The organism is Cryobacterium sp. TMT1-3 (genome assembly GCF_004402315.1).
GTDB classification, from domain to species: Bacteria; Actinomycetota; Actinomycetes; order Actinomycetales; family Microbacteriaceae; genus Cryobacterium; species Cryobacterium luteum.
The window spans coordinates 15,666-38,035 of record NZ_SOFW01000011.1 but is presented as its reverse complement, the minus strand read 5'-3'; the positions used below and the strand labels follow the sequence as shown (position 1 = coordinate 38,035).

19 protein-coding genes are annotated in these 22,370 nt (G+C 63.3%); 8 read left to right on the top strand and 11 right to left on the bottom strand.

Features of this window, described 5'->3' with window-relative positions; genetic code table 11:
- The first annotated feature begins 91 nt into the window (after positions 1-91).
- The gene (locus E3O25_RS04015; protein WP_134360520.1) at positions 92-1,534 is read left to right on the top strand and encodes an aldehyde dehydrogenase family protein; all 1,443 of its coding nucleotides are present in this window, start codon (positions 92-94) and stop codon (positions 1,532-1,534) included.
- 327 nt (positions 1,535-1,861) lie between these two features.
- Here E3O25_RS04015 and E3O25_RS04010 read toward each other — a convergent pair whose 3' ends face one another.
- On the bottom strand, positions 1,862-3,208 hold the full coding sequence (locus tag E3O25_RS04010) for an MFS transporter (RefSeq protein WP_092109903.1): 1,347 nt from the start codon (positions 3,206-3,208) through the stop codon (positions 1,862-1,864).
- 234 nt (positions 3,209-3,442) lie between these two features.
- On the opposite strand from E3O25_RS04010, the gene E3O25_RS04005 reads away from it, so the two are divergent.
- Positions 3,443-4,720, top strand: coding sequence for a hypothetical protein (locus E3O25_RS04005; RefSeq protein ID WP_134360519.1), 1,278 nt, complete (start codon positions 3,443-3,445; stop codon positions 4,718-4,720).
- Here E3O25_RS04005 and E3O25_RS04000 read toward each other — a convergent pair whose 3' ends face one another.
- The 9 genes from E3O25_RS04000 to E3O25_RS03960 all read right to left on the bottom strand — a co-directional run bounded on the left by E3O25_RS04000 (position 4,721) and on the right by E3O25_RS03960 (position 13,745).
- A complete protein-coding gene (locus E3O25_RS04000) occupies positions 4,721-5,461 on the bottom strand; it encodes an IclR family transcriptional regulator (protein WP_241988488.1) in 741 nt (246 codons plus the stop codon).
- 32 nt (positions 5,462-5,493) lie between these two features.
- Positions 5,494-6,315, bottom strand: coding sequence for an HpcH/HpaI aldolase/citrate lyase family protein (locus E3O25_RS03995; RefSeq protein ID WP_134360518.1), 822 nt, complete (start codon positions 6,313-6,315; stop codon positions 5,494-5,496).
- Positions 6,300-7,085, bottom strand: coding sequence for a 2-oxo-hept-4-ene-1,7-dioate hydratase (gene hpaH / locus E3O25_RS03990; RefSeq protein ID WP_134360517.1), 786 nt, complete (start codon positions 7,083-7,085; stop codon positions 6,300-6,302). Before hpaH ends, E3O25_RS03995 begins: the two co-directional genes overlap by 16 nt.
- Positions 7,086-7,097: 12 nt before the next feature.
- Positions 7,098-8,171: a 3,4-dihydroxyphenylacetate 2,3-dioxygenase gene (gene hpaD, locus E3O25_RS03985; protein ID WP_092109911.1), complete on the bottom strand. Its 1,074-nt coding sequence runs from the start codon at positions 8,169-8,171 to the stop codon at positions 7,098-7,100.
- Between the two features lie 154 nt (positions 8,172-8,325).
- On the bottom strand, positions 8,326-9,840 hold the full coding sequence (gene hpaE, locus E3O25_RS03980; RefSeq protein WP_092109913.1) for a 5-carboxymethyl-2-hydroxymuconate semialdehyde dehydrogenase: 1,515 nt from the start codon (positions 9,838-9,840) through the stop codon (positions 8,326-8,328).
- Positions 9,841-9,842: 2 nt separating this feature from the next.
- Entirely contained in the window at positions 9,843-10,556 is a 714-nt protein-coding gene (locus tag E3O25_RS03975) for a GntR family transcriptional regulator (protein WP_134360516.1), read from the bottom strand.
- A complete protein-coding gene (locus E3O25_RS03970) occupies positions 10,544-11,998 on the bottom strand; it encodes a fumarylacetoacetate hydrolase family protein (RefSeq protein WP_134360515.1) in 1,455 nt (484 codons plus the stop codon). The genes E3O25_RS03975 and E3O25_RS03970 overlap by 13 nt, the downstream gene beginning before the upstream one ends.
- Before the next feature lie 363 nt (positions 11,999-12,361).
- Positions 12,362-12,910: a hypothetical protein gene (locus E3O25_RS03965; RefSeq protein WP_092109919.1), complete on the bottom strand. Its 549-nt coding sequence runs from the start codon at positions 12,908-12,910 to the stop codon at positions 12,362-12,364.
- Complete coding sequence (locus tag E3O25_RS03960; protein WP_092109921.1) at positions 12,903-13,745, bottom strand: alpha/beta hydrolase; 843 nt, start codon at positions 13,743-13,745, stop codon at positions 12,903-12,905. The genes E3O25_RS03965 and E3O25_RS03960 overlap by 8 nt, the downstream gene beginning before the upstream one ends.
- 206 nt (positions 13,746-13,951) lie before the next feature.
- Here E3O25_RS03960 and E3O25_RS03955 point away from each other — a divergent pair, with 206 nt between their 5' ends.
- From E3O25_RS03955 to E3O25_RS03930, 6 genes are all read left to right on the top strand, one after another.
- Positions 13,952-14,644 carry a hypothetical protein gene (locus tag E3O25_RS03955; RefSeq protein ID WP_134360514.1) on the top strand — a complete coding sequence of 231 codons (693 nt, stop codon included), beginning with the start codon at positions 13,952-13,954 and terminating at the stop codon, positions 14,642-14,644.
- Between the two features lie 56 nt (positions 14,645-14,700).
- Positions 14,701-15,867 carry a non-hydrolyzing UDP-N-acetylglucosamine 2-epimerase gene (gene wecB, locus E3O25_RS03950; RefSeq protein WP_092109925.1) on the top strand — a complete coding sequence of 389 codons (1,167 nt, stop codon included), beginning with the start codon at positions 14,701-14,703 and terminating at the stop codon, positions 15,865-15,867.
- A gap of 91 nt (positions 15,868-15,958) precedes the next feature.
- Positions 15,959-17,179, top strand: coding sequence for an MFS transporter (locus tag E3O25_RS03945; protein WP_134360513.1), 1,221 nt, complete (start codon positions 15,959-15,961; stop codon positions 17,177-17,179).
- 27 nt (positions 17,180-17,206) lie between these two features.
- A complete protein-coding gene (locus tag E3O25_RS03940) occupies positions 17,207-18,472 on the top strand; it encodes a VCBS repeat-containing protein (RefSeq protein ID WP_134360512.1) in 1,266 nt (421 codons plus the stop codon).
- 224 nt (positions 18,473-18,696) lie between these two features.
- On the top strand, positions 18,697-20,220 hold the full coding sequence (locus tag E3O25_RS03935; RefSeq protein ID WP_241988487.1) for an FAD-binding protein: 1,524 nt from the start codon (positions 18,697-18,699) through the stop codon (positions 20,218-20,220).
- A 5-nt stretch (positions 20,221-20,225) separates the two neighbouring features.
- A complete protein-coding gene (locus E3O25_RS03930; protein WP_092109983.1) occupies positions 20,226-21,383 on the top strand; it encodes an acyltransferase in 1,158 nt (385 codons plus the stop codon).
- 96 nt (positions 21,384-21,479) lie between these two features.
- Here the strand turns inward: E3O25_RS03930 and E3O25_RS03925 are convergent, their stop codons facing one another.
- Positions 21,480-22,358 (bottom strand): helix-turn-helix transcriptional regulator, encoded by an 879-nt coding sequence (locus tag E3O25_RS03925; RefSeq protein ID WP_092109933.1) that lies wholly within the window; start codon positions 22,356-22,358, stop codon positions 21,480-21,482.
- Positions 22,359-22,370: the final 12 nt, after the last annotated feature.

Below are 22,370 nucleotides of genomic sequence, written 5' to 3'. Positions count from 1 at the left end.
GGCAGCGCTCTCGTGCAAGTCGTTTGGAATGCCCCCGCTTACGGTGGAGCCACGGCGTGATTCAAGGCGCCGCACTCAACGTGGAGGACTCATGACATCGAACGACACCCTGGTAACCCCGAAACTCGACACCTACGACGGGCTGCTCGCCGCCATCACCCCCTCAGCCGGCGACACGCGCGAGATTCTTGATCCGGCGACGGGCGCGGTCGTTGGCCTGGCCCCAGTGCACACCGTCGATGACCTCGAAGCCGCCATCGCCGCAGCAATCCTGGCCCAGCCGGCCTGGGCGGCGCTCGGTCACGACGCGCGCAGCGCCGTCATGGTGCGGGCCGCCGACGCGATCGACGCCGCGGCTGAAGCCCTTGCCCAGCTGCTCTCCCGCGAACAGGGCAAACCGCTCAACGGACCCAACGCGCGCTTCGAGGTGGGCGGCGCATCCGCCTGGCTGCGCACTGCGGCGGCGACCCCGCTGGAATCCGAGGTGCTCATCGACGACGGCACCACCCACGCCGCGATCAGCTACCGCCCGATCGGCGTCGTGGGAGCGATCGGCCCCTGGAATTGGCCGATAATGATCTCCATGTGGCAGATCGCCCCAGCCCTGCGAATGGGCAACGCTGTCGTGGTCAAACCCTCCGAGTACACGCCGCTGAGCGTGCTCGCCCTGGTTGCTGTGGTCAACCAGGTACTGCCGGAGGGGCTCGTGACGGTCGTCTCCGGCGGCCGCGCGATCGGTGCCGGCCTCGCCGTGCATCCCGGCATCGGAAAGGTCATGTTCACCGGCTCGACCGCGACCGGTAAGGCCATCATCAAGAGCTCGGCCGACACGGTCAAGCGTCTGACGCTCGAGCTGGGGGGCAATGACGCCGGTATCGTGCTGCCCGACGCCGACCCGGCGGCCATCGCCGAGGGACTGTTCTGGGGTGCGTTCATCAACACCGGCCAGACCTGTGCCGCGCTCAAACGCCTCTACGTGCACGATGACATCTACGACGCCGTCTGCGAAGAGCTGACAGCGGTAGCGGCCAGGATGCCGATGGGTGTCGGAATGGATGAAAGCAACGTGCTCGGCCCGTTGCAGAACCAGGCGCAGTTCGACATCGTTGCCGGTCTGGTGCAGTCCGCGAAGGACTCCGGAGCGCGCGTGCTCATCGGCGGCAACCCCGATCTGGAGGCGCCCGGCTTCTTCTACCCGACCACCCTCATCGCCGACATCGACGATGACAACCCGCTGGTGCGGGAGGAACAGTTCGGTCCGGCGCTTCCGATCCTGCGCTACACCGACCTCGACGATGTCATCGCCCGCGCCAACAGTGTTGACGTCGGTCTCGGCGGATCGGTCTGGTCGAGCGACCTCGTCGCCGCCCGAGCTGTGGCCGCACGTCTGGAGACCGGAACGGTGTGGATCAACGCGCACGGCGCGGTGCACCCGATGATTCCGTTCGGCGGGGCCAAGCAGTCAGGCTATGGGCTCGAGTTCGGCGTCGAGGGCCTCAAAGCACTCGGTGTGCCGCAGGTCATCAACGGCTAAGCATCCGCTTCAGAAGGGCCCTCGTCGTCGACGGGGGCTCTTTGCTGCGCCCGTTGCCGGGCCGGGCGGTGGCTAATTCAGGAGAAATGAACGGATGCGTGCACCTGGCCCGCACGAACACGCGGCACATCTGCCGGCGCGGTGCACCCGGCCCGAATTAGCCCCACGACCGGCCGCACCGGCAAGTCGCGGCCCACCTTATGAACACGGGCCCAGTTTCTATACTGGGCCCGGGGACGGGGCCCGCGCCCCGTCCAGAAACTACGACGGACAAAACCGTGCCGCCCGGATCGGAATCCGGGCGGCACGGTGTGGCAGTGCAGGAAACTACTCGTGGGTGCTGACGCCCAGCGGAATTCCGCGGGTCTCTTTCACGAGGGTGACCGCGACGAAGGAGATCGCCGCGAGCACCATGAGGTAGATGCCGATGGAGAAGGTCTGGCCGGTCTCATCGAGCAGCAGCTGGGCGATCAGCGGGGCGAAGGCGCCACCGAGGATCGCGCCGAGCGCATAGCCGATCGACACGCCTGAGTAGCGCACCTGGGCCGGGAACATCTCGGCGTACAGCGCCGCCTGTGGACCGTAGGAGAAGCCGAGTCCACTGGCCAGGACAATCAGCGAGAGCGCGAACCAGACGATGTCGCCGGTGTCGATGAGCAGGAACATTGGGATGGCCCAGATGAACAGGAACGCGTAGCCGAGCTGGAAGGTGCGCACCCGGCCGATCTTGTCGGACAGGATGCCGCCGAGCATGGTCGAGGCGAGCCAGAACACGGCCGCGACGGTGCTCGCGATGAGCACCGGGGTGCGCTCCATGCCGAGTCCGCCGGCGTCAGCGGGCTTGGTGGCGTAGGAGTTGAAGAACGCGATGAGCATGTAGCCGGCCGCGTTGTTGGCGATGAAGATGAGGGCGGTGAGGATGACCTGACGCGAGTGGTTTTTGAACAGCTGCTTGAGCGGGGCGGCAGATTCCTTCTTGCGGGTTTGCATCTCCTTGAAGACCGGGCTCTCGGCGACCGCGCGGCGGATGACCCAGCCGACGACGATGAGCAGCACGGAGACGAGGAACGGGATGCGCCAGCCCCAGTTGAGGAAGGCCTCTTCACTCATCGACGTGGTGACCAAAATCATCACGCCGGTGGCGAGGATCAGTCCGACCGGTACGCCGATCTGTGGGTAGGCGCCGAAGAAGCCGCGCTTGTTGATGGGTGCGTGTTCGACCGACATGAGGGCGGCGCCGCCCCATTCACCGCCGGCCGAGAAGCCCTGCAGGATGCGCAGCACGATCAGCAGGATGGGCGCCCAGACGCCGATCTGGTCGAAGGTCGGCAGCAGACCGATGAGCGCGGTGGCCGCGCCCATCATGACGAGGGTGAAAACCAGCATGGCCTTGCGGCCGATCCGGTCGCCGAGGTGCCCGGCCACAATGGCACCGAGCGGGCGGAACAGAAAGCTGATGCCGAGCGAGGCCCAAGCGATGAGCTGGGCGAGCGGTTCGTTCTCCCCGGCCAGCGGGGCGAAGAACAGGCCGGCCAGCACGAGTCCAGCGGCCTGGGCATAGATGAAGAAGTCGTACCACTCGATCGTGGTACCGACCATGGTGCCGGCGAGCACCCGCCGTTCTTCGTTGCGTTTAGCGCTGGTCGCCGGTGTGCGCTCGGTCGTAAAGGCCATGGAATACTCCCTCGTATTTCACTGCGGTGCTGGGTCGGGTGCTGTTGCAAAGTGTGTGTGGATCATGCGGGAAAAACCGGCACTCGGGCAGTATGGCAGCAAAATCGACGATTACCTACCTATTGGTCAGTATTGTGTGGGATTGTTATTTTTCGGTGTTTCAGAGTGTGGAATTGCGCCCTGCATGGGGGTGCTGGCGAGTGCATCCGAAGCGATGGCGCTAGTTTGGAGGGGATGTCCTCCTCGAAAGTGCCCTCGGTGCACGGCCGCACAGCGCTCGCAACGTTGAGTATCGGTGTGGTTGGGATTTTGCTCTGGCCGGTCGTGACCGCCATCTTCGTGCTCAGCGCCTGGGACGTTGGCGAGACCTGCGCCCGGGTTCACAGCTCCGGCGACCTCGTGCGCTACGACTTCTTTCCGCCGCGGATGCTCTGTTCCACCGGGACGAATGAGTGGGCGAGCGCAACCCCTGCGGGCGTGACTGTCGGCTTCTCCGTCGTGCTCGTGCTCGGCGTTGCCGCCATGGTAGTCGGTGTCGTGGCCGGAGTGCGGGCGGTGCCGACGCTGGCGCCAGTGGCACTCGGTGTGAATTTCGTCTATGTGGCCGGGACCGTGCCATCGCTCTCGGTTCGTCGACTGCGGCGGCTGTGCGGGTTGCTTGCGGTAGCGTCCGTGCTCTCGCCGGCTTGGATGCTGTATCTGGGCTTCGGCGTCGGCCAGGCCGGGTCGGGCGCACCCGACCCGTACACCCAAATTCCGATCTATGCCGCGCAGCTCGTCGTGGCCGGCGCCATTCCACTGCTCGCCGTCGCGGCGGGACTGGCCGGCTGGGTGCTGCGGGCTCGCGCGCGGTCCGGGCGAGCTGATCGGGCATCCGTTGCGGTCGCCGGACTGGTCGCCGGGACGATGCTGCTCGCTCTGACGCTCTCGCTGGGTCTCGGGGCAATCGCGAAGGTCATTACCGTCGGTGAACGGTTCGTGCCGGCAACGACCGGCAGCGCGCAAATAACCGCGCCCCCGTCAGCGGGTGACGTGCAATTGATGCTGCCACCCGAGTTGCCGCCGGTCGTACTTCCCGACGCGCCCTCGACGGCGCTGACGGCGACCGAGCTCGAGGCGCAATTTGCGGCGTTCGTCGCCCAGACGAGCGCTCGCTTCGGGCCGGCGTTCGCGGAACCGGAACGGCAGGGGGCGGTCCCCGGCCCGGCGCTCGACCTCGCCGTAGCCGCTGCGCCGTACGCGTTCGACTGCCTGAATACCGGGATCGGCTACGGTATGGAGCTCACCTTCTCCAGCGCCGCTGTCGACGACTGGGACGTGAATTACGACGCCGCGGCGGCCGCGTTTCTGCGCATCACCGCTGGCTGGGCGGCCGACGGTTACCCCAGCCAGACCTACAACAGCGAGTTCCTCGCCTACGCCGACGAGCCGAGCCTCGTGTCCCAACTGCGCGCCCGCCACGTGGGATCGACGGTGCGGGTGGGAATGCAGAGCCTCTGCGTGGCCAGGTGACTAGCCGAGCTCGGCGACGATCGTTCGTGCGGAAGAGGTGAGAACGGCACCGATGTCGGTGGGGGAGTGCAGACTCGAGATATAGACGACGGCGAGGGAGGCGGGTGGTTCACCGGGCACCAGTAGCGGAACGGCGATCGACGACAGGCCGTCAATGACCTCGTTGTGACTCGAGGCGTAGCCGAGGGCAGCGACCTCCCCGGCCTCACTGCGGCGAGTTGCCGGGTGGCCGAGCGCGGCCCATTGCGTGGCGCTCAGGCCGGACTGGATGGCGATTCCCGGCGCGCCCATGTGCAGCGGATGCCGCGTGCCGGGCTGCTGCGCGACCGTCGCGTGGGCCTGCCGCGGCTCGATACTCACGAGAGTGAAGATCTCGCCCTGGTCGAGCACCGCGACGAACGCGGTCATGCCGAGTTCGTTGGCGATGCGGGTGAGAACGGGCCGTGCAGCGGCCTGCAGATCGCGGGACACCCCGCGGGCCAGGGCGGCCAGTCGCGCGCCGAGCCGCACCAGCCCGGCCGGGTCACGAACGACGAGGCCATGATCTTCGAGGGTGCGCAAGATGCGATAGGCGATCGAACGGTGCACGTCGAGGGCGGCGGCGAGTTCGACGATGCTCATCGGTTCGGTGCGGTCAGCGAGAATCTCTAGCACGCGGATGCCACGCGACAGGGTTTGCGAGTGCGCGGCGGGTGCCGACTGCTGGCTGCCGGGGGTCTCGGCGAATTCTGGGATCGACACCGTCCTATTCTCGCAGTCGGCTGACCGTTGCTTTAGTAACTCGGCCGCGAAAGGTCGGGCCCGGCCAGCCCCGTGGGCCTGATGAAGGTCGCGGCGAGCGTCTCCGACGCCCGGGCGAGGATGGCCACGTCGGCACCGACGAGCACGAAACGGGCACCCGCCGCCAGGTACCGCTTCGCGGTCGCCGGAGCGAAAGCATTGACGCCGACCGGTTTGCCGAGCGCCGTGACGGTGCGGATGCACTGCTCAACCGACGCGACGACGTCGGGGTGGTCCTGCTGGCCGAGCAAACCCATCGACGCGGCCAGGTCGGACGGACCGATGAACAGGCCGTCTACGCCGTCGACGCTGGCGATCTCGGTGATGTTGGCGACGGCATCCGTTGTCTCGATCTGCACGAACAGTGAGATCGTCTCGTTGGCGCTGGCCAGATAGTCGTCGATGCGGTTCCACCGGGACGCCCGGGCCAGGGCGCTGCCGACGCCACGAACGCCGAGCGGCGGGTAGCGCACCGCCGCCACCATGTCGCGGGACTGCTCGGCGGTGTCGACCATGGGAATGAGCAGATTCTGCGCGCCGAGGTCGAGCAGCTGCTTCACGATGATCCGGTCTCCGATCGGTGCCCGCACCAGCGGCACGATCGGGTAGCCGTGCACGGCCTGCAGCTGGCTGAGCGTCGACTCGAGGCCGTTGGGGCTGTGTTCGGTGTCGATCAGGAGCCAGTCGAGACCGCTGCCGGCGCAGATTTCCGCCACCAACGCGCTGCCGGAACACACCCACATGCCGATCTGCGCACGTTCGCTGTCCGCGAGAAGGTCGCGGAAGGTCGGCTCTGCTGCTACTCGAATCGGCATGTGATGGCTCCCAGGGGTCCATAGTCGGCGTGCACGGTGTCGCCCTGTTCCACCCACATCGGGCGGGTGAACGAACCGGCCAGGATGATCTCCCCGGCCTCGAGGCTGGTGCCGTGCTGGGCGAGTTTGTTCGCCAGCCAGAACACGCCGGCAGCGGGGTGGTTGAGCACGGCCGCGGCCACCCCGGACTCCTCGATGGTCTGGTTGCGGTAAAGCAACGCCGACACCCAGCGCAGGTCCACGTCGCCGACCTTCACCGGCCTGCCGCCGAGCAGCATGCCGCCCATCGCCGCGTTGTCGGAGATGGTGTCGACGATGGTGCGGCCGGTCATCTCGATGCGCGAGCTGAGAATCTCCAGCGCCGGAACCACATAGTCCGTCGCGTCGAGAACGTCGAACAGGGTGCAGTTCGGGCCGGACAACGGCTTGCCGAGCACAAACGCGAGTTCGACCTCGATGCGCACGTTCGAGAAGCTGTCGAAACGGATGCTCGCACCATTCTCGTAGACCTCGTCGGCGAAGATCACCCCGTAGTCGGGTTCGGTGATGCCGGTGGCGACCTGCATCACCTTGGAGGTCAGGCCGATTTTGCGGCCGACGAGCCGGCGGCCGGCCGCGATGCCGCGCTCCTTCCACAGGCTCTGCACGGCATAGGCGTCGTCGACGGTCATTCCGGGGTATCGGGTGGTCAACAGCGGAACCGTCGACCGGGTGCGACCGGCCGCGACGAGTTCGTCGGCGATCTTTTCGATGACTGACTGCTCAAGCATGCGCGCTGCTTTCTAGAGAGTGGTGCCGAGTTTGAAGCCGGCCAGCTCGTCATCCTTGCGGGTGTACGAGAAGCCGTCGGCGCCGACGGTGACGGCCATTTCGCGGGGCTCGGTGCGTTCGATGACCGGCTGCGGGTTGCCGTCGAGGTCGAGCACGAGCGAGGCATCCGTGTACCAGCTGGGCACGACGGGGTTGCCCCACCAGTCGCGGCGCTGGTTGTCGTGCACGTCCCAGGTGACGACGGGGTTGTCGGGGTCGCCGGTGTAGTAGTCCTGCGTGTAGATCTCGACGCGGTGGCCGTCGGGGTCGCGCAGGTACAGGTAGAACGCGTTCGAGACGCCGTGGCGGCCGGGTCCGCGCTCGATCAGGTCGCTCTTGCGCAGCGCGCCGAGCTTGTCACAAATGTAGATGATGTTGTGCTTCTCGTGGGTCGAGAAGGCGATGTGGTGCATGCGCGGCCCGTTGCCGCCGGTGAGGGCGGTATCGTGCACGGTGTCCTTGCGGCGCATCCAGGCGGCGTAGGTGACGCCGTCTTCGTCTTTGATGTCTTCGGTGACGCGAAAGCCGAGGTCTTCGAGGTACTTGCGGCCCCGGCCGACGTCGGGGGTGACCTGGTTGAAGTGGTCGAGACGCACGAGCGCGCCCGGCCCCTGCAGGTCGTAACGCCAGGCGAGACGTTCCACGTGGATGGTCGAATAGAAGAACTCGTAGGGAAAGCCGAGCGGATCCTCGACGCGCACGCTGTCGCCGATGCCCTTCACGAAGCCCTCGGTGCGGCGATCGGTGCGGCAGCCGAGCTCCCGGTAGTACGCCTCGGCGAGGTCGACGTCTTCGGGGCTGCGCACCCGAAAGGCCATCGCGGCGACGGCGGCGATGGGCCCCTGACGCAGCACCAGGTTGTGATGGATGAACTCTTCGAAGCTGCGCAGGTAGATCTCGGTGTCGCTCTCCTCGGTGACAACGAGGCCGAGAATGTCGACGTAAAATTCGCGCGAGCGGGCCAGGTCGGTCACGACGATGTCCATGTAGGCGCAGCGGAGAATGTCGGGCGGGGTCGCGGTGGGGGTGGGAATCGGATGGGTCATGGGGTTCTCCTCGTTGAGGGTGACGCGGGGTAGGTGCGGGGTAGGTGCAGGGGTTCTGCTGGGTGAAACGGATGCCGGACCCACGGTGTGAACGTGGGCCCAGTTTCTAAACTGGGCCTGTGGACGGGGCCCGGGCCCCGTCCACAGGGGCGGGTTACCGGCCGCCGAAGCGAGGCGTGTGCACGGGCGCGAGCGTGATGTGCACGGCCTGCGAGTCGGTGTAAAAGTCGATCGACCGGTAGCCGCCCTCGTGGCCGAGGCCGGAGGCCTTGACGCCGCCGAACGGGGTGCGAAGGTCCCGCACGTTGTGCGAGTTCAACCAGACCATGCCGGCATCGACCGACTGGGCGAAGTTGTGCGCGCGGGTGAGGTCGGTGGTCCAGATGTAGGCGGCGAGCCCGTACTTCACACCGTTGGCCAGGGCGAGCGCTTCGGCATCCGTTTCGAAGGGGGTGATGGCCACGACCGGGCCGAAGATCTCCTCCTGAAAGATGCGGGCGGTCGGGGCGACATCGGCGAAGACCGTGGGGGAGACGTAGTTGCCCTCTGGCAGGCCGGCCGGGCGGCCGCCGCCGGCGAGCAGACGGCCCTCGGATTTTCCGATCTCGACGTAGCTCATGACCTTGGCGTAATGCTCGGGGTGTACGAGCGCGCCGACCTCGGTCTTCGGGTCGTGCGGGTCGCCGACGACAATGCTCTGGGCGCGGGCCGCATAGCGGGCGCAGAAATCATCGTAGATGGAGCGCTCCACCAGGATGCGGCTCGACGCCGTGCAGCGCTCGCCGTTGAGGGAGAACACGCCGAACAGAGTTGAATCGATGGCGGCGTCGAGGTCGGCGTCGGCGAAGACCACGGCGGGGGATTTGCCGCCGAGTTCCATCGACATGCCCTTGAGGTTCGCGGCGCAGTTGCGGTAGATGGTCTGGCCGGTCGTGGTTTCGCCGGTGAAGGAGATGAGCGGCACGTCAGGGTGTTTGACCAGCGCGTCGCCGGCCTCCTCGCCGATGCCGTTGACCAGGTTGAACACGCCGTCGGGAACCCCGGCGGTGCGAAAGATCTGCGCCCACAGGCTCGCCGACAGGGGCGTGAATTCGGCGGGTTTCAGCACGACGGTGCAGCCGGAGGCGAGCGCCGGGGCGAGCTTCCAGCTTTCGAGCATGAACGGGGTGTTCCACGGGGTGATCAGCCCGGCGACGCCGACCGGCTTGCGGTTGACGTAGTTGATCTGCCGGCCCGGCACCTTGTAGGTGTCGTCGGCCTGCGCCACGATCAGGTCGGCGAAGAAACGAAAGTTCTCGGCGGCCCGTTGCGCCTGGCCGAGCGCCTGCGTGATCGGCAGCCCGGTGTCGAAAGTCTCGAGCTCGGCGAGTCGGGCATCCTGCGCCTCGACGGCGTCAGCGATGCGGTGCAGCACCCGGGCGCGAGCTCGCGGCAGCATGCGCGGCCAGGGACCGTTGTCGAAGGCTTCCTTCGCGGCGGCGACAGCCAGGTCGATGTCGGCTTGCTGGCCGGCGGCCGCGGTGGCGTAGGTCTGGTTTGACACCGGGTCGAGCACGTCGAAGGTTTCCCCGCCGACGCTGTCGACGAATTCTCCGCCGATGAAATGACGGATGCTGGTGGGTAGGTCAGCGGGAACGTAGTGCGTGGTCTGGACAGACGTCTGTGTCATGGTCAGGATCTCTTTCTCGGGGACGATTCGGGGGTCTGGTGGGGGTGATGCGACTTCTGGTACGCGAGGAGGGCATCCATTGTGCCGGTGCGGTGGGCGCGTGCGGCCAGCTCGAGCGTGAGGGCGGGCGCCTCCGCCTCGATCAGCTGCAGCAGGTTCTCGTGCTCCGCCACGGACTCGCGGGCACGGCCGGGCACGAAGCTGAACGAGGAATCGCGCAGCACCTGCATGCGGTTCCAGCCGCGGTGCACCAGGTCGAGAATGTGCGGGTTTGGACAGTTCTCGAACAGGATGGAGTGAAATTCGAGGTTGAGTTCGGTAAACCGGTGCGGGTTGAGGTCTTCGAGGGAGGCGATCATCTCCTGGTTGACCGTGCGGGCCCGGGCAATGTCGGCGCCGGTGATGAAGGGGGCCGACAGGGCGGTCGCGACGCCCTCGACGACGCTCAGGGTCTGCATCGTGTAGAGGTATTCGGTCTCTTCGATCATGGCGACCTGGGCACCGACGTTGCGTTCGAAGGTGACCAGACCCTCCGCCTCGAGGCGGCGGATGGCCTCGCGGACCGGGACCGCGCTCACGCCCAACTCTTTGCCGATCGCACCGAGCACCAGACGGTAGCCCGGGGTGAACGTGCTGTCGGAGATGCGCGCCTTGATCCATTGGTAGGAGAGCTGCGACTTGCTGAGGCCGGTGGCCTGGCCGGTTACTTCAGCCATTCCCGGTACCGTTCCTTCCAGCTCGCGTTCATTGGGTACAGCCCGTCGACGCCCTCGCCCGCAGCAACCATCTCGGCGATGAAGGTCTCCTCGTGTTCCTGTTCGATGGCCTCGGCGACGACCTCTTCGATCAATCCCGGCGGAATCACGAGGACGCCGTCCGCATCCCCGACGATCACGTCGCCGGGCTGCACCGCCGCGCCGCCGCAGGCGATGGTGAGGTCGGTATCCCACGGCACGTGCTTTCGGCCGAGAACGGCCGGATGCGCATTGGCGAAGTAGGTGGGCATCGCCAGGGCGGTGACGGCGGCCACATCGCGCACCCCGCCGTCCGTCACCAGACCGGCGGCGCCGTTGACCTGGGCGCGCAGGGCGAGGATGTCACCGACCGTGCCGGTGCCGGTCTCGCCGCGGGCCTCGATCACGAGCACGTCATCGGGGCGGAGGGAGTCGAAGGCGCGTTTTTGAGCGTTGTAGCCGCCGCCGTGGGAGATGAAGAGGTCTTCGCGGTTGGGAATGAAGCGCAGGGTACGGGCGAGGCCGACCATTCGCATGCCTGGACGAGTGGATCGGAGTCCGTCGATCGAGACGTTGTTGAGGCCGCGCTTACGCAGCTGGGAGCTGAGCGTTGCCGTCCCGACCGAGTTGATCTTCGCCTTGAGTTCGTCGGTCAGGATGCCGGTCGATCCCGGCAGCCCGGCCGCCTCAGCGGACCCCCAGGCCTCGGCCCGCTGCAGGTCGTCGATCCTGGGTGCGGCGCCGTAGCCGGCCATGGCGACCGTGCCCGCGACGACCGGCGTGACCAGGCGGCCCGTGCTCGGCGCGCCGGGCGCGGTGGGGGCGTCCACTTCGACTTCGACGACGTCGCCCGGCTGCACGACGGAGGACCCGGCGGGAGTTCCGGTGAGAATCACGTCGCCCGGTTCGAGCGTCATGAGTTGCGAGAGATCGGCGACCAGACGGCCGAACGGGAAGGCCAGGTCAGCCGTGGTGTCTTCCTGCACGAGCTCGCCATTGACCCAGGTGCGCACGCGCAGGGCATCCGCTTGAATGTCGGCGGCGTTGATCACGGCCGGGCCGAGCGGGGTGAAACCGTCGCCGCCCTTGGACTTGAGGTTCGAGCCCTTATCGGCGTAGCGCAGGTCGTAGACGCCGAAGTCGTTCGCGGCGGTGACGCCCGAGACGGCTGCCCAGGCGTCCTCCGGCGTTACCCGACGGATGCTGCGGCCGATGATGAGGGCGATCTCGCCTTCGAAGGCGAGCAGTTCAGTGCCGGCCGGGCGTTCGATCGGGGTACCCGACGCGCTCACCGAGGTGCCGGGCTTGAGGAAGTAGGACGGCTGTTCCGGCGTGCGGCCGCGCTGAGCGATGCGGGAGGGGTAGTTCAGGTGCAGGGCGATCACCTTGCCGGGGGTGCCGGTGAACGGTGTGGGGTGCTGCATGTGATGTCCTCTCGCGGCGCTGCGTGTGTATTTGAAATCATATACGATCTCGCGGAGGATGCAACCCTCGTCAGAATTCGCCGCTGTGTCCCGTCCGCTGAGCCGCCGCCCCGGCCTCCAAGGTAATGATTCTCATCGGTGACATTGGGACGGTCAGAGGAAACGGCGGTGAAACTCTGCAGCGAGCAGACGGTAAGACGTCAAACGGTCTGTCCAAGCAGCTATCGGACTATTGGTCACTAGCTCGTCAACAACGTTGCGTTCTGCGAGGAATTCCCATCGGCACCGGACCTGGGCCGGTGTGCCGGAAACTATCGTCTATTGAAGTGCTACCGACCGAGGACTGGTCCGGGATGGAGAGCCTCATGACTTCCGGTTCAAGGCCTCGTGCGCACGGTCGTTCCTGGCTGCTGTTGCGGGGACAATGCTGAAATCGGCCAGAAAGACGAGGTTGTGAAGTTCGGCTGCCACGATGGCCCGCAGTGTCGGAAGCTCCTCGGCAGCCTGTTCCGGCGTAAACACGTTCAGGGGCCAGTCCCGAACTGTTCCGCCTCGAAGATGCGGGTGGTGGAATCCGCGGCCGTAGTACGCCTCAAGGGTGATCGGCGGAATACCTGCCGCCGATTGCCCGGGCCAGGTGAGCATCCAGCAGCAGCTGAGCCCGCCGTCTGGGGTGCGGATCGTGGTGGTGGTGGTGATCGTGCCCGAGCCCAGCAGTAGTGTTGCGTTCACCTCGTGCAATGCGCATCGGCTCTGTCGGTCCAGGAGCGCGACCGTATTCCTGAACAGATGTTCTTTTTCGGAACGGCTGACAGCATCGCCGTGGGTTCCGTCGCGCAGGTCCGCGAAGTGCCGGAGCAAGGCCGAAACGTAGCCGGTTCCGGAGGGGGAAATGTGGATTTTCTCATTCATTCTGGTGTCTCCGATTTTCGGTGTCTTTGGTTGAGTCGAATCCGGTTTTCAGTGTGGAAGCAATCCATGCGTGCACGGGGTTTGGTCGCATTCCGCTCAGAGCAAGGAAGTCGCCGTGACCAACGGTGGGGTCGATGCGGAGCGTCGCATGGACTCCTGCCCGCCGTAGTTCGCCGGCGTAGATCCGCACGTCGTCTGCGACCGGGTCAAGACTTCCGGTGAGAATTGCGGTGGCACACACGCCGGAGAGGTCGGCGACATTCAGCGGGGTGAGGTACCGTTCCTCGTCCGGCAGCTTCGCTGCTCCGCGATACAGGGCCCATGACTGTTGGAGCTGTACACGATCAGGAAATCCTGGTCTGAGTTTAAAGTACGAGGGAGCCCGGCAGTCAGGGTCCAGCGGCGGATAGGCCAATACCTGCCCCGCCAGCGGCTTGCCATGATCTCGGCACCACAGAGAAGCGGATGCAGCGAGCGTACCGCCCGCGCTGTCGCCGCCCACGAATAGCTGGGTCCCTGGATCATCGAGGAGCGACGATGCCCAATCGAGTGCAGCGAGAAGGTCGTGAAGGGCGGTTGGGTGGGTCCATTCAGGGGCTAATCGATACCCGACGCTGACAACACGCATCCCGCACAGGGCGGCCACGGACAAACAGGCAGCATGCCAGTCGTTGAGCGAACCGCGGATCCAGCTACCGCCGTGGGCCCAAACCAGGGTTTTCCGAACGGCCGTCTCGGTCTCATAGATCCTCAGCGGAATGCGATGGCCATCGTCCGCCATCACGCTGGACTTAGCCCATCGGACGTTGCGCATGGTCGTTGATCCGGTGTTCATCCCTTCATCATGCTCAGGTTCGCATGTTGTCGCCTGCCCCTGCCGTGCCTATCCCTGACAGGGTATGGATGTCAGAGGGTCTATCCCCCAAGCTGGTGGCGTTGGACCAGAGTGGTTATCCGATGCGGGTAGCCACTTCTCTTTGGGCTGTAGATTGCGCCGACAAGTGGCGCTTGCATCCCTACTGTCTCAATGACTTGGAGGATGTGAATGAAATCGATGAATCCACAATACTAAATTTCAGCAGCACGTTGATCAAGGCGCAGCTGCTCGATGACGCGGTGGGAGTAATCCTCCACAATTCGTCCATCATCGTGAACGCTGCCCCGAGTGCGGCCTATATCGAGGGATCACAGATCAGTCCGTTGCCCCCACTCTCATCAACGATTCTTCGTCAGGGAAAGGTCACCGGGGAGAAGCTCATCGTCCTGCAATTAGGAGAGACCGGCGTCGACGAAAGCGGCATCGCCGCTCTGGGCTGGGCAAACTTTTACGGGGACTCTCCTGATGCCCCAGTGTTACTGAAGTCCGCGCAGGACGAACTTGGATATGTCGAGTTCGATAGCAATCTGATCCTTGGGCAGCTGGGCGATTCACGGGGATCGACGACCTTTGGTGTTCGGGCCAACCTGTGGTTCAGTCCGAAAGGCACGGACTGCGGGATCCATAACGAACACGATTTCATTGAGGTCCACACCCAGATACACGGATACGGACGCATGCAGAAGTTCATGGAGAACGAAGCAAAAACCGTGTACGAAGACCAACTGCTTAGCCCCGGAAATACAAACCCAACTCCATTCTGCCGGGAGGCCGAGGGGGCGTTCCAATACCCCTGGCACCAGTACCGAGCCGACACGGACTGTGTCTGGCTGGCCATCGAATACCACCGGAATTAAACCGTCACGGACGATTGTGTCGACACATCAGCCATCAAGATCTCTCAGGGAGCGTTATGAAAACCATTGGACTTGTTTTTGGTACCCGGCCAGAGGCCGTGAAATTCGCCCCGATCATCAAAGCCCTACAGGAAGACAGCCGGTTCAGACCGGTTCTGATTTCAACCGGTCAGCACCGCGAAATGCTGGATTCAACGATGCACGAATTCGGTATCAAACCGGACGTCGAGCTGAGGATCATGCGAGACAAGCAGACCCTCAGCCAGGTTACGCACCGGATCCTGGCCGGCATTTGCGACGGCGACTACTTGGGGGACATGGATGCGGTCATGGTTCATGGTGACACCGCCTCCACTCTCGCCGGAGCCCTGGCTGGCCTGCACAACCAGGTGCCGATCATCCACGTGGAAGCGGGTCTGCGTAGCGGAAACAACGAGTCTCCCTATCCTGAGGAAGCCAACCGGAAGCTGGTTGCACAGATCGCCTCACTTCATCTGGCCCCCACGCCCGGAAACAGCGCCAACCTTATTCGTGAGGGAATCCGGGAAAGCTGTATTGTCGTCACCGGTAACACCATCGTCGACGCCCTGGAATGGGGCATGAACAATCTTGCAGGCTACGGTGACCCAGCCTTGGAAGACCTGGATCAGGATCCACGGAAGGTTATCGTTGCCACGACCCACCGCCGTGAGTCCCAGGGGCAGCCGATGGCGGAGATCGCTGGAGCCCTCTTCGACATCGCCCAGAATGACCAGGTACGGATCGTTGTCCCGCTGCACCTGAACCCGCTGGTGCGTGGCGTTATGATTCCTGTCCTTTCCGGGCTGGAAAACGTTACCCTCGTGGATCCGCTCCCATACCTGAGCTTCTGCAGGCTGCTAGTCCGCAGCGACATCATCCTTTCGGACAGCTCCGGCGCGGAGGAGGAGGGCCCTGCGCTGGGAAAACCGACGCTTGTGCTGAGGGACATCACCGAACGACACGAGTCCATCCTGACGGGCAGCTCGAAACTGGTTGGTCGTTCTCGGCCTGTGATCGTTGCCGAAGTGATGCGGCTCCTTCACGACGAGGTTGTGTACCGGGAAATGGCCACGGCCATAAACCCATACGGAGATGGCCGTGCGACCCAGCGCACCATTGCCGCGGTCGCTCATTTCTTCGGAATGGGGCCGGCGGTCACGCCTTTCGTCCCCGGGGCAGAACGTGTTGGCATCGCGGCATAGTGGTCTCGCGTGCAGGCGCCGTCGCGCAGAGTGACGTGAAGACAGACTCCCCGGCGCTACTGTTCATACTCCCTAAAAGGAACCTTGTGATATGCCTCTTGGCCTCTTAGCTCTTGCCGCCGGCGGATTCGGCATTGGGTTGACCGAATTTGTCATACTCGGTCTGCTCCCCGAGGTAGCAGCAGACTTCAACGTCAGTATTCCCGTCGCCGGGTACTTGGTCTCGATATACGCCTTGAGCGTGGCCGTGGGTGGTGTCATCCTGACTGCGGCGACGGCACGGATGAACCGCAAAACGGTACTCGTCGGTCTGATGTGCCTTTTCATCGCGGGAAACTTCATCTCGGCCATTTCAATCGACTATTCACTCATGATGGCCGGCCGCATCATCGCCGCGCTCTGTCACGGTGCGTTCTTCGGAATCGGGGCCGTGTTGGCCTCCCAGCTCGTTACTCCGGACCGAAAGGCCCGGGCCATTGCGGTCATGTTTGCCGGCCTAACCACGGCAAACGTTCTGGGTGTCCCGCTGGGAACATTTTTGGGCCAGTCAACGGGGTGGCGAACAACATTCTGGGCAATCTCCGCGATCGGGGTCGTCACCCTGATCGGCCTGGTGCTCTTTGTGCCGAAGGAGGTTGACTCGAGCAGTCCGCGAATTGGGCTGATAAGCGAGTTGCGCGCCTTTAAGAATGCTCAGGTATGGCTGTCGGTTCTGGTCACCATTTTCGGCTTCGGAGCAATGTTCGGCGCCTTCACGTACATCGCCCCAATGATGATCGAAGTCGCGGGATTCCAGCCTGGAATGGTCAGCTGGCTTCTCGTGGTCTTCGGCGTCGGGCTCTTCGTCGGCAACCTCATCGGGGGCCGGGCGGCCGACCACAATCTTAATCGCACTTTGATCGGCCTACTCGTCGCGCTCACCGTCATCCTCGCCGCTTTTACGCTGACCGCACACAACCAGTGGGCCAGCATTGTTACTCTGTTCCTACTCGGGGGCGTCGGATTCGCAGCCGTGCCGGGCATGCAGATGCGTGTTTTGCACTTCGCTGCCGAGGCCCCGACTCTCGCCTCCGGTGTGAATATCTCGGCCTTCAACCTGGGCAACGCGATCGGAGCCCACCTGGGCGGTCTGACAATCGCAGCGGGACTCGGCTACACCTCACCGAGTTGGGTCGGAGCAGCCCTCGCGGGCGCGGCAGTGGTCACGATGCTCCTCTCGTCGCGGCTTGAGGGCAGGCAAAACCGTCGCGCCACGACCAGTGCCCACGCTGAAACCCTGCCACTTCCCAAAAATCTGTCCATTCGACGCTGACTCCACCGTCATCGAAAAGGAATACACATGCCCGTACACTCTCTGGCAATCGCCGAACCAAGCTTCGGCTCCGAAACTGTCACCGACTTCCTTCGGGACGGATACTGGCTCGAAGCTCCAGACATAACAGGGACCGGCAAGCCCGATCTCGTCGGCTACGGACTGTCGCTCGGAGAAATCTATTGGTATCAAAATCCGGGCTGGCAGAAGCGCCTGGTGGTGGACAAGATCAAGGAACCAGTAGGCATGGATTTCGGGGATATCACCGGCAACGGGGTCTCCGATCTTGCGGTCTGCTACCAGCTGTATGGTCCCGGCGGAACGATTCACCATGCAGACCCGGAGGGCGGCAAGATCGACTGGCTTGAAAACCCGGGGAACGCCGCAGAAACCACGGATCAGTGGGTGCGTCACTACGTTGGGCGCGCCACCGGTATGCACCGTTTGCGGGTGGGGCACTTCACCCGCACCGATGTGATGCAAATCATCGGCTTCCCCATCGTCGCAGTGGAAGGTGTCCACGCCGTTCTCCCGGTGGTCATCTTTACCCAGCCCGATGACGTCAGGAACGCTACGGAATGGCCGATGGAAGTCATCACGAACCGCGATTTTCGCATGATTCACGGTGTTGCACGGAAAGAGAATATTGTTCCGGGGTCAAATCTTGATTCCATCCTGATGGCTTCGGATGAAGGGGTTAACTGGCTCTATTTTGACGAGGCGGCTCGTGCGTGGACCTGGGAGCACATTGGTACCGGCGAGGAGTCCCAGTTCGAACAAACCACGTTCAAGGGAAGCGGTGACCTGGACGGCGGCCGATTGGGCGAGGACCCGCTGGCGTACGTCGCCGCAGTGGAACCCTTTCACGGAAATACCGTCGCCGTGTATGTGCGCGATGCCACACCCGAGACGGGCGAACAGGCGAGGTGGACGAGGCATGTCCTGGACATTTACGGCGACCCGAACGACAGCGGTGAGGGGCCTGGTCACACGGTTATGTGTGGCGACTTTGATGGGGACGGCGATGACGAATTCCTTGTCGGATTGCGCGGGCCGAACCCGTGGCAGGGGGCCATTTACTACAAGGCGGTCGACGCAGCCAGAGGTCTGTTTCTCAAGTGGCGGGTGTCCGGCGAATCAGTGGCTCGCATCGTAGCCGGTGACTTTACGGGTCGCGGAATACAGGACTTTGCCACCATTTCCTACTCGGTCGAGCACTACTTCGTTGCGCCAAAAGCGCAGATCACCCTGCACCATAACCTCACGCCGCACGAGAAACGAAGGTTGGAATAGTCATGACACGAAAAAGAGACTCCCCAGTGAATCGACGTCTGTTCATGACTGGCTCCGCCGGTACGGTGGCGGGAACGCTGCTCCTGGCTGCGCACGGAGTGGCACCTGCAGCAGCGCTGGGGACGTCGCCGACGGGCTTCAGCTCCGATTCAGGTTTCGGGTCAGGGCCGGTCGTCCCAGCCGGATCCATCGTCAGACCAGAAGACCGCAGATATGCCGATCTCATGACGGGGAACAATCAGCGCTTCGTGGCGAACCCCGACTACGTCAGGCTGATCACGACCACGGAGGATGCCGCAGCAGCCCTACAGGATGCTCTATCCCAAAAGAAACGGGTGTCGGTCCGCAGCGGAGGCCACTGCTTTGCCGACTTCGTTTGCAACCCCGACGTCGAAGTCATCTTGGATCTGTCACCCATGACCGCTGTCTATTACGATCCGAAGATGCGCGCTTTCGCCATCGAGCCCGGTGCGCGCATCATGAACGTCTACGAAACCCTCTACAAGAACTGGGGAGTAACGATTCCCGGTGGTATCTGCTACAGCGTCGGCATTGGCGGACACATCGCTGGGGGAGGATACGGACTACTTTCCCGCGCCCACGGGCTGACGGTAGATCACCTTTACGCGGTCGAAGTCGTCACCGTCACGTCCGACCGAAAGGTCCGAACCGTAGTTGCGACCCGGGATGACGCAGGCGAAAAGCAAGACCTGTGGTGGGCCCACACCGGTGGCGGGGGTGGTAACTTCGGCCTCATCACGAAATACTGGTTTCGATCACCCGGCGCTAGTGGAACCGAGCCGAAGAATCAACTCATCGCTGCTCCGTCGAGGGTCCTGGTCAGTGCGATCAGCTTGCCTTGGAACCAGTTGGATGAACGAAAATTTGCCCGCCTCATCACCAACTTCGGTGCCTGGCATGAGAAACACAGCGGCCCAGGCACGGCGGAGTCCAATCTGAGCAGCCTCTTCAACGTTAGTCATAAGGCTCATGGAAGTCTGGGGATGTTCACCCAGGTTGACGCCGCCGCCCCGCAGGCGCGCAGGATTCTAAACGACTACATCGCATCCATTCTCGAAGGAGTGGCCATCGAACCTGCCCCGGTGACCACCGCCAACGGCGAGATACCGGCCGTTCCCGCCTTCTTCACCCCGCAGGACATTCCGTGGTTGCAAGCAACTCGGTTGGTCGGAACGGACAACCCCACAATCACCAATCCAACAAGCCGTGGAGCCCACAAGTCTGCCTACATGAACAAGCGCTTTTCTGCAGCCCAGATCGGCGTCCTGTACGGACAAATGACTAAACCTGGTTTCGCTAACCCGAACACGATGATGGTGCTGTTCTCCTTCGGCGGCCAGGTCAACGCTGTCGAACAGCATTCAACAGCCAACGCACAGCGCCGCTCCGCTTACAAATTATGCTTGCAGACGTTCTGGTCCGATGCCAAGGATGACGCCTACTACCTGGGGTGGGAGCGCGAAACCTTCGAGGGGATGTTCGCCGCAACCGGGGGAGTTCCCGTCCCCGGCGAAGACACGGATGGTTGTTACATCAATTATCCGGACACCGACGTTGCAGAAAGAGCGCATAACCGTTCCGGCATCGGCTGGCAGCAACTGTATTTCAAGGACAACTATCCTCGTCTGCAAAAGGCCAAGCTTGCCTGGGACCCGACTGATTTCTTTCGTCACAAACTGAGTATCGAACTTCCCCGCGAACCCGCGAACAGTGAGTCGGTCCAGTGATGACTATGCCGACGACGTTGACCCCAGATCGGGTCGAGGTGTCCGTTCGCAGCAAATTGCCGTCGCTGACGGGGCTGCGTTTCTTTGCCGCGCTGCTCGTTTTCTTCTTCCACATCACGCTGTTCAACTCTCCCATCCCACCAAACAACGCTGTCAACCCTTTCCAGGATGTACAGCTGGGAGGAACCCTGGAGGCGGCCTTCAACAAGACCGGATACGTGGGAGTGTCGTTCTTCTTCGTGCTCAGCGGCTTCGTCCTGGCCTGGGCGTCGAAACCAGGGGAGCGGCTGGTCAGCTTCTGGCGTCGCCGGATAGTGAAGATCTTTCCCAACCACATCGTAATGTGGGTGCTGTCTATGGTGCTGTTCGCAGCGGCGATCACCAGCCCGGTGGCATCCATCACCAGCTTCTTTCTGGTGAACTCCTACTCGCCGGACGAATCCGTGTACGTCGCGGTCAATCCCCCAGCGTGGACGCTGTGCAGCGAACTGCTTTTCTATCTGCTCTTCCCGTTCATCATGCACCTCCTGCGGCAAATTCCCCGGAACTGGCTCTGGGGGTGGGCGGGAGTGATGGGCCTGTGCATGGTCGTCGTGCAGCTCATCACGCTATACCTAATCCCGGATACGCCGGTTTCGGCACTGACTCCGGTTTCCGCGACACAATTCTGGTTTGGTTACATTTTTCCGCCGACTCGGCTTTTCGAATTCGTCCTCGGATCAATTCTGGCTCTTATCGTTCTGTCGGGACGCTGGATCCCGATGAAGACCTATCAGGCACTGATCCTCTGCGCGGCGGGCTACGGTATTGCCCTGACTGTACCTTTCGTGTGGTCGTTCAATGTCGCGATGATCATTCCAATTTCTGCTTTGATCTGCACCGTTGCTACCGCCGATATGCGCGGTGCAAATCGGTTTCTGGGAAGCCGCATCATGTTGTGGCTCGGAAACATATCCTTTGGGTTCTACCTCTGCCAGGGAATCGTTATCTTCTACGGACGCATTCTCATGGGAAACGCGACCTATCCGACGCCGGTTGCTTTCCTGATGATCGTCGGGTTTCTCATCGCAGCGATCTTGGGCGGATGGGCTCTCTACGCGCTGGTGGAAAAACCGGCTATGGACAGGTGGGCCCGCCCCAGACGGAAAGAACCGGCGGCGTGACTCCCCGATCAAACCTGGAGAAAGATCCTCGCCCTCACGGAGGGGGCTCCACGGATTGCGTGGGGCCACCCTCTTCTCTTATCCCGGTGGCGGTTCTTACGGACGTGCCCAGTCGTGGTCGAACTGGCCGACGGTGTTCGCGGAGGTCAACAGCTGCAGCGCTTCGGAGCTGGGTGAGCCCGGATCAGCCGTATAGAGCAGGATCCGGTGGCCCGAGTCATCTGGAGAGGACAAAACCTCGAAGTTCAGCTCCAGGGAGCCGACAAACGGGTGCCTGAAATACTTCAAGCCAGATATGCAGTTCTCCACCGGATGCTTCGACCAGATCGAGGCAAATTCCGGACTCTTCATGGTCAATTCACCGACCAGAGCAGTCAGCTCCTGGTCGTCGGAGAAACGACCGGTCAGCAGCCGTAACGAAGCGACGGCGCGGTTGGCTTCTTCGGTCCACCGCTCATACAGCTCGCGAGTATGAGCATCCAGGAACAACATGTGCGTCATGTTGGGACGCTCCGCCAAGCAGGACGGACTGTCAAAGGCCAGCTGCGACGCAACGAGTTTGTGTCCAAGGGCATTCCAAGCGAGTACTTCACTGCGACGACCTAACACCACCGCTGGAGTGGTTGACATCGATTCGATGAGGCGCAGGGTTCCCGGACGCGCATGATCAGGCTTCACGTTCGCACGACGCTTCGTTTTCACCGGCTTCGCGAGGTCCATCAGGTGGGCGCGTTCTGCATCGTCAAGGTCGAGCGCGCGGGCGATGGCTTCGAGGACTGATTCGGACGCGTTGCTGCTTAGACCCTGCTCGAGTCGGGTGTAGTAGGTGTTGCTGACCCCCGCGAGCATGGCCAGTTCCTCCCGACGCAGCCCAGGTACTCTCCGCACGCCATAGTTGCGCAAACCAACATCTTCTGGCTGCAGTCCGGACCGTCGGTTACGCAGGAACTCACCAAGTTCTGTGGGGCTACTCATGCTCTTAAGTCT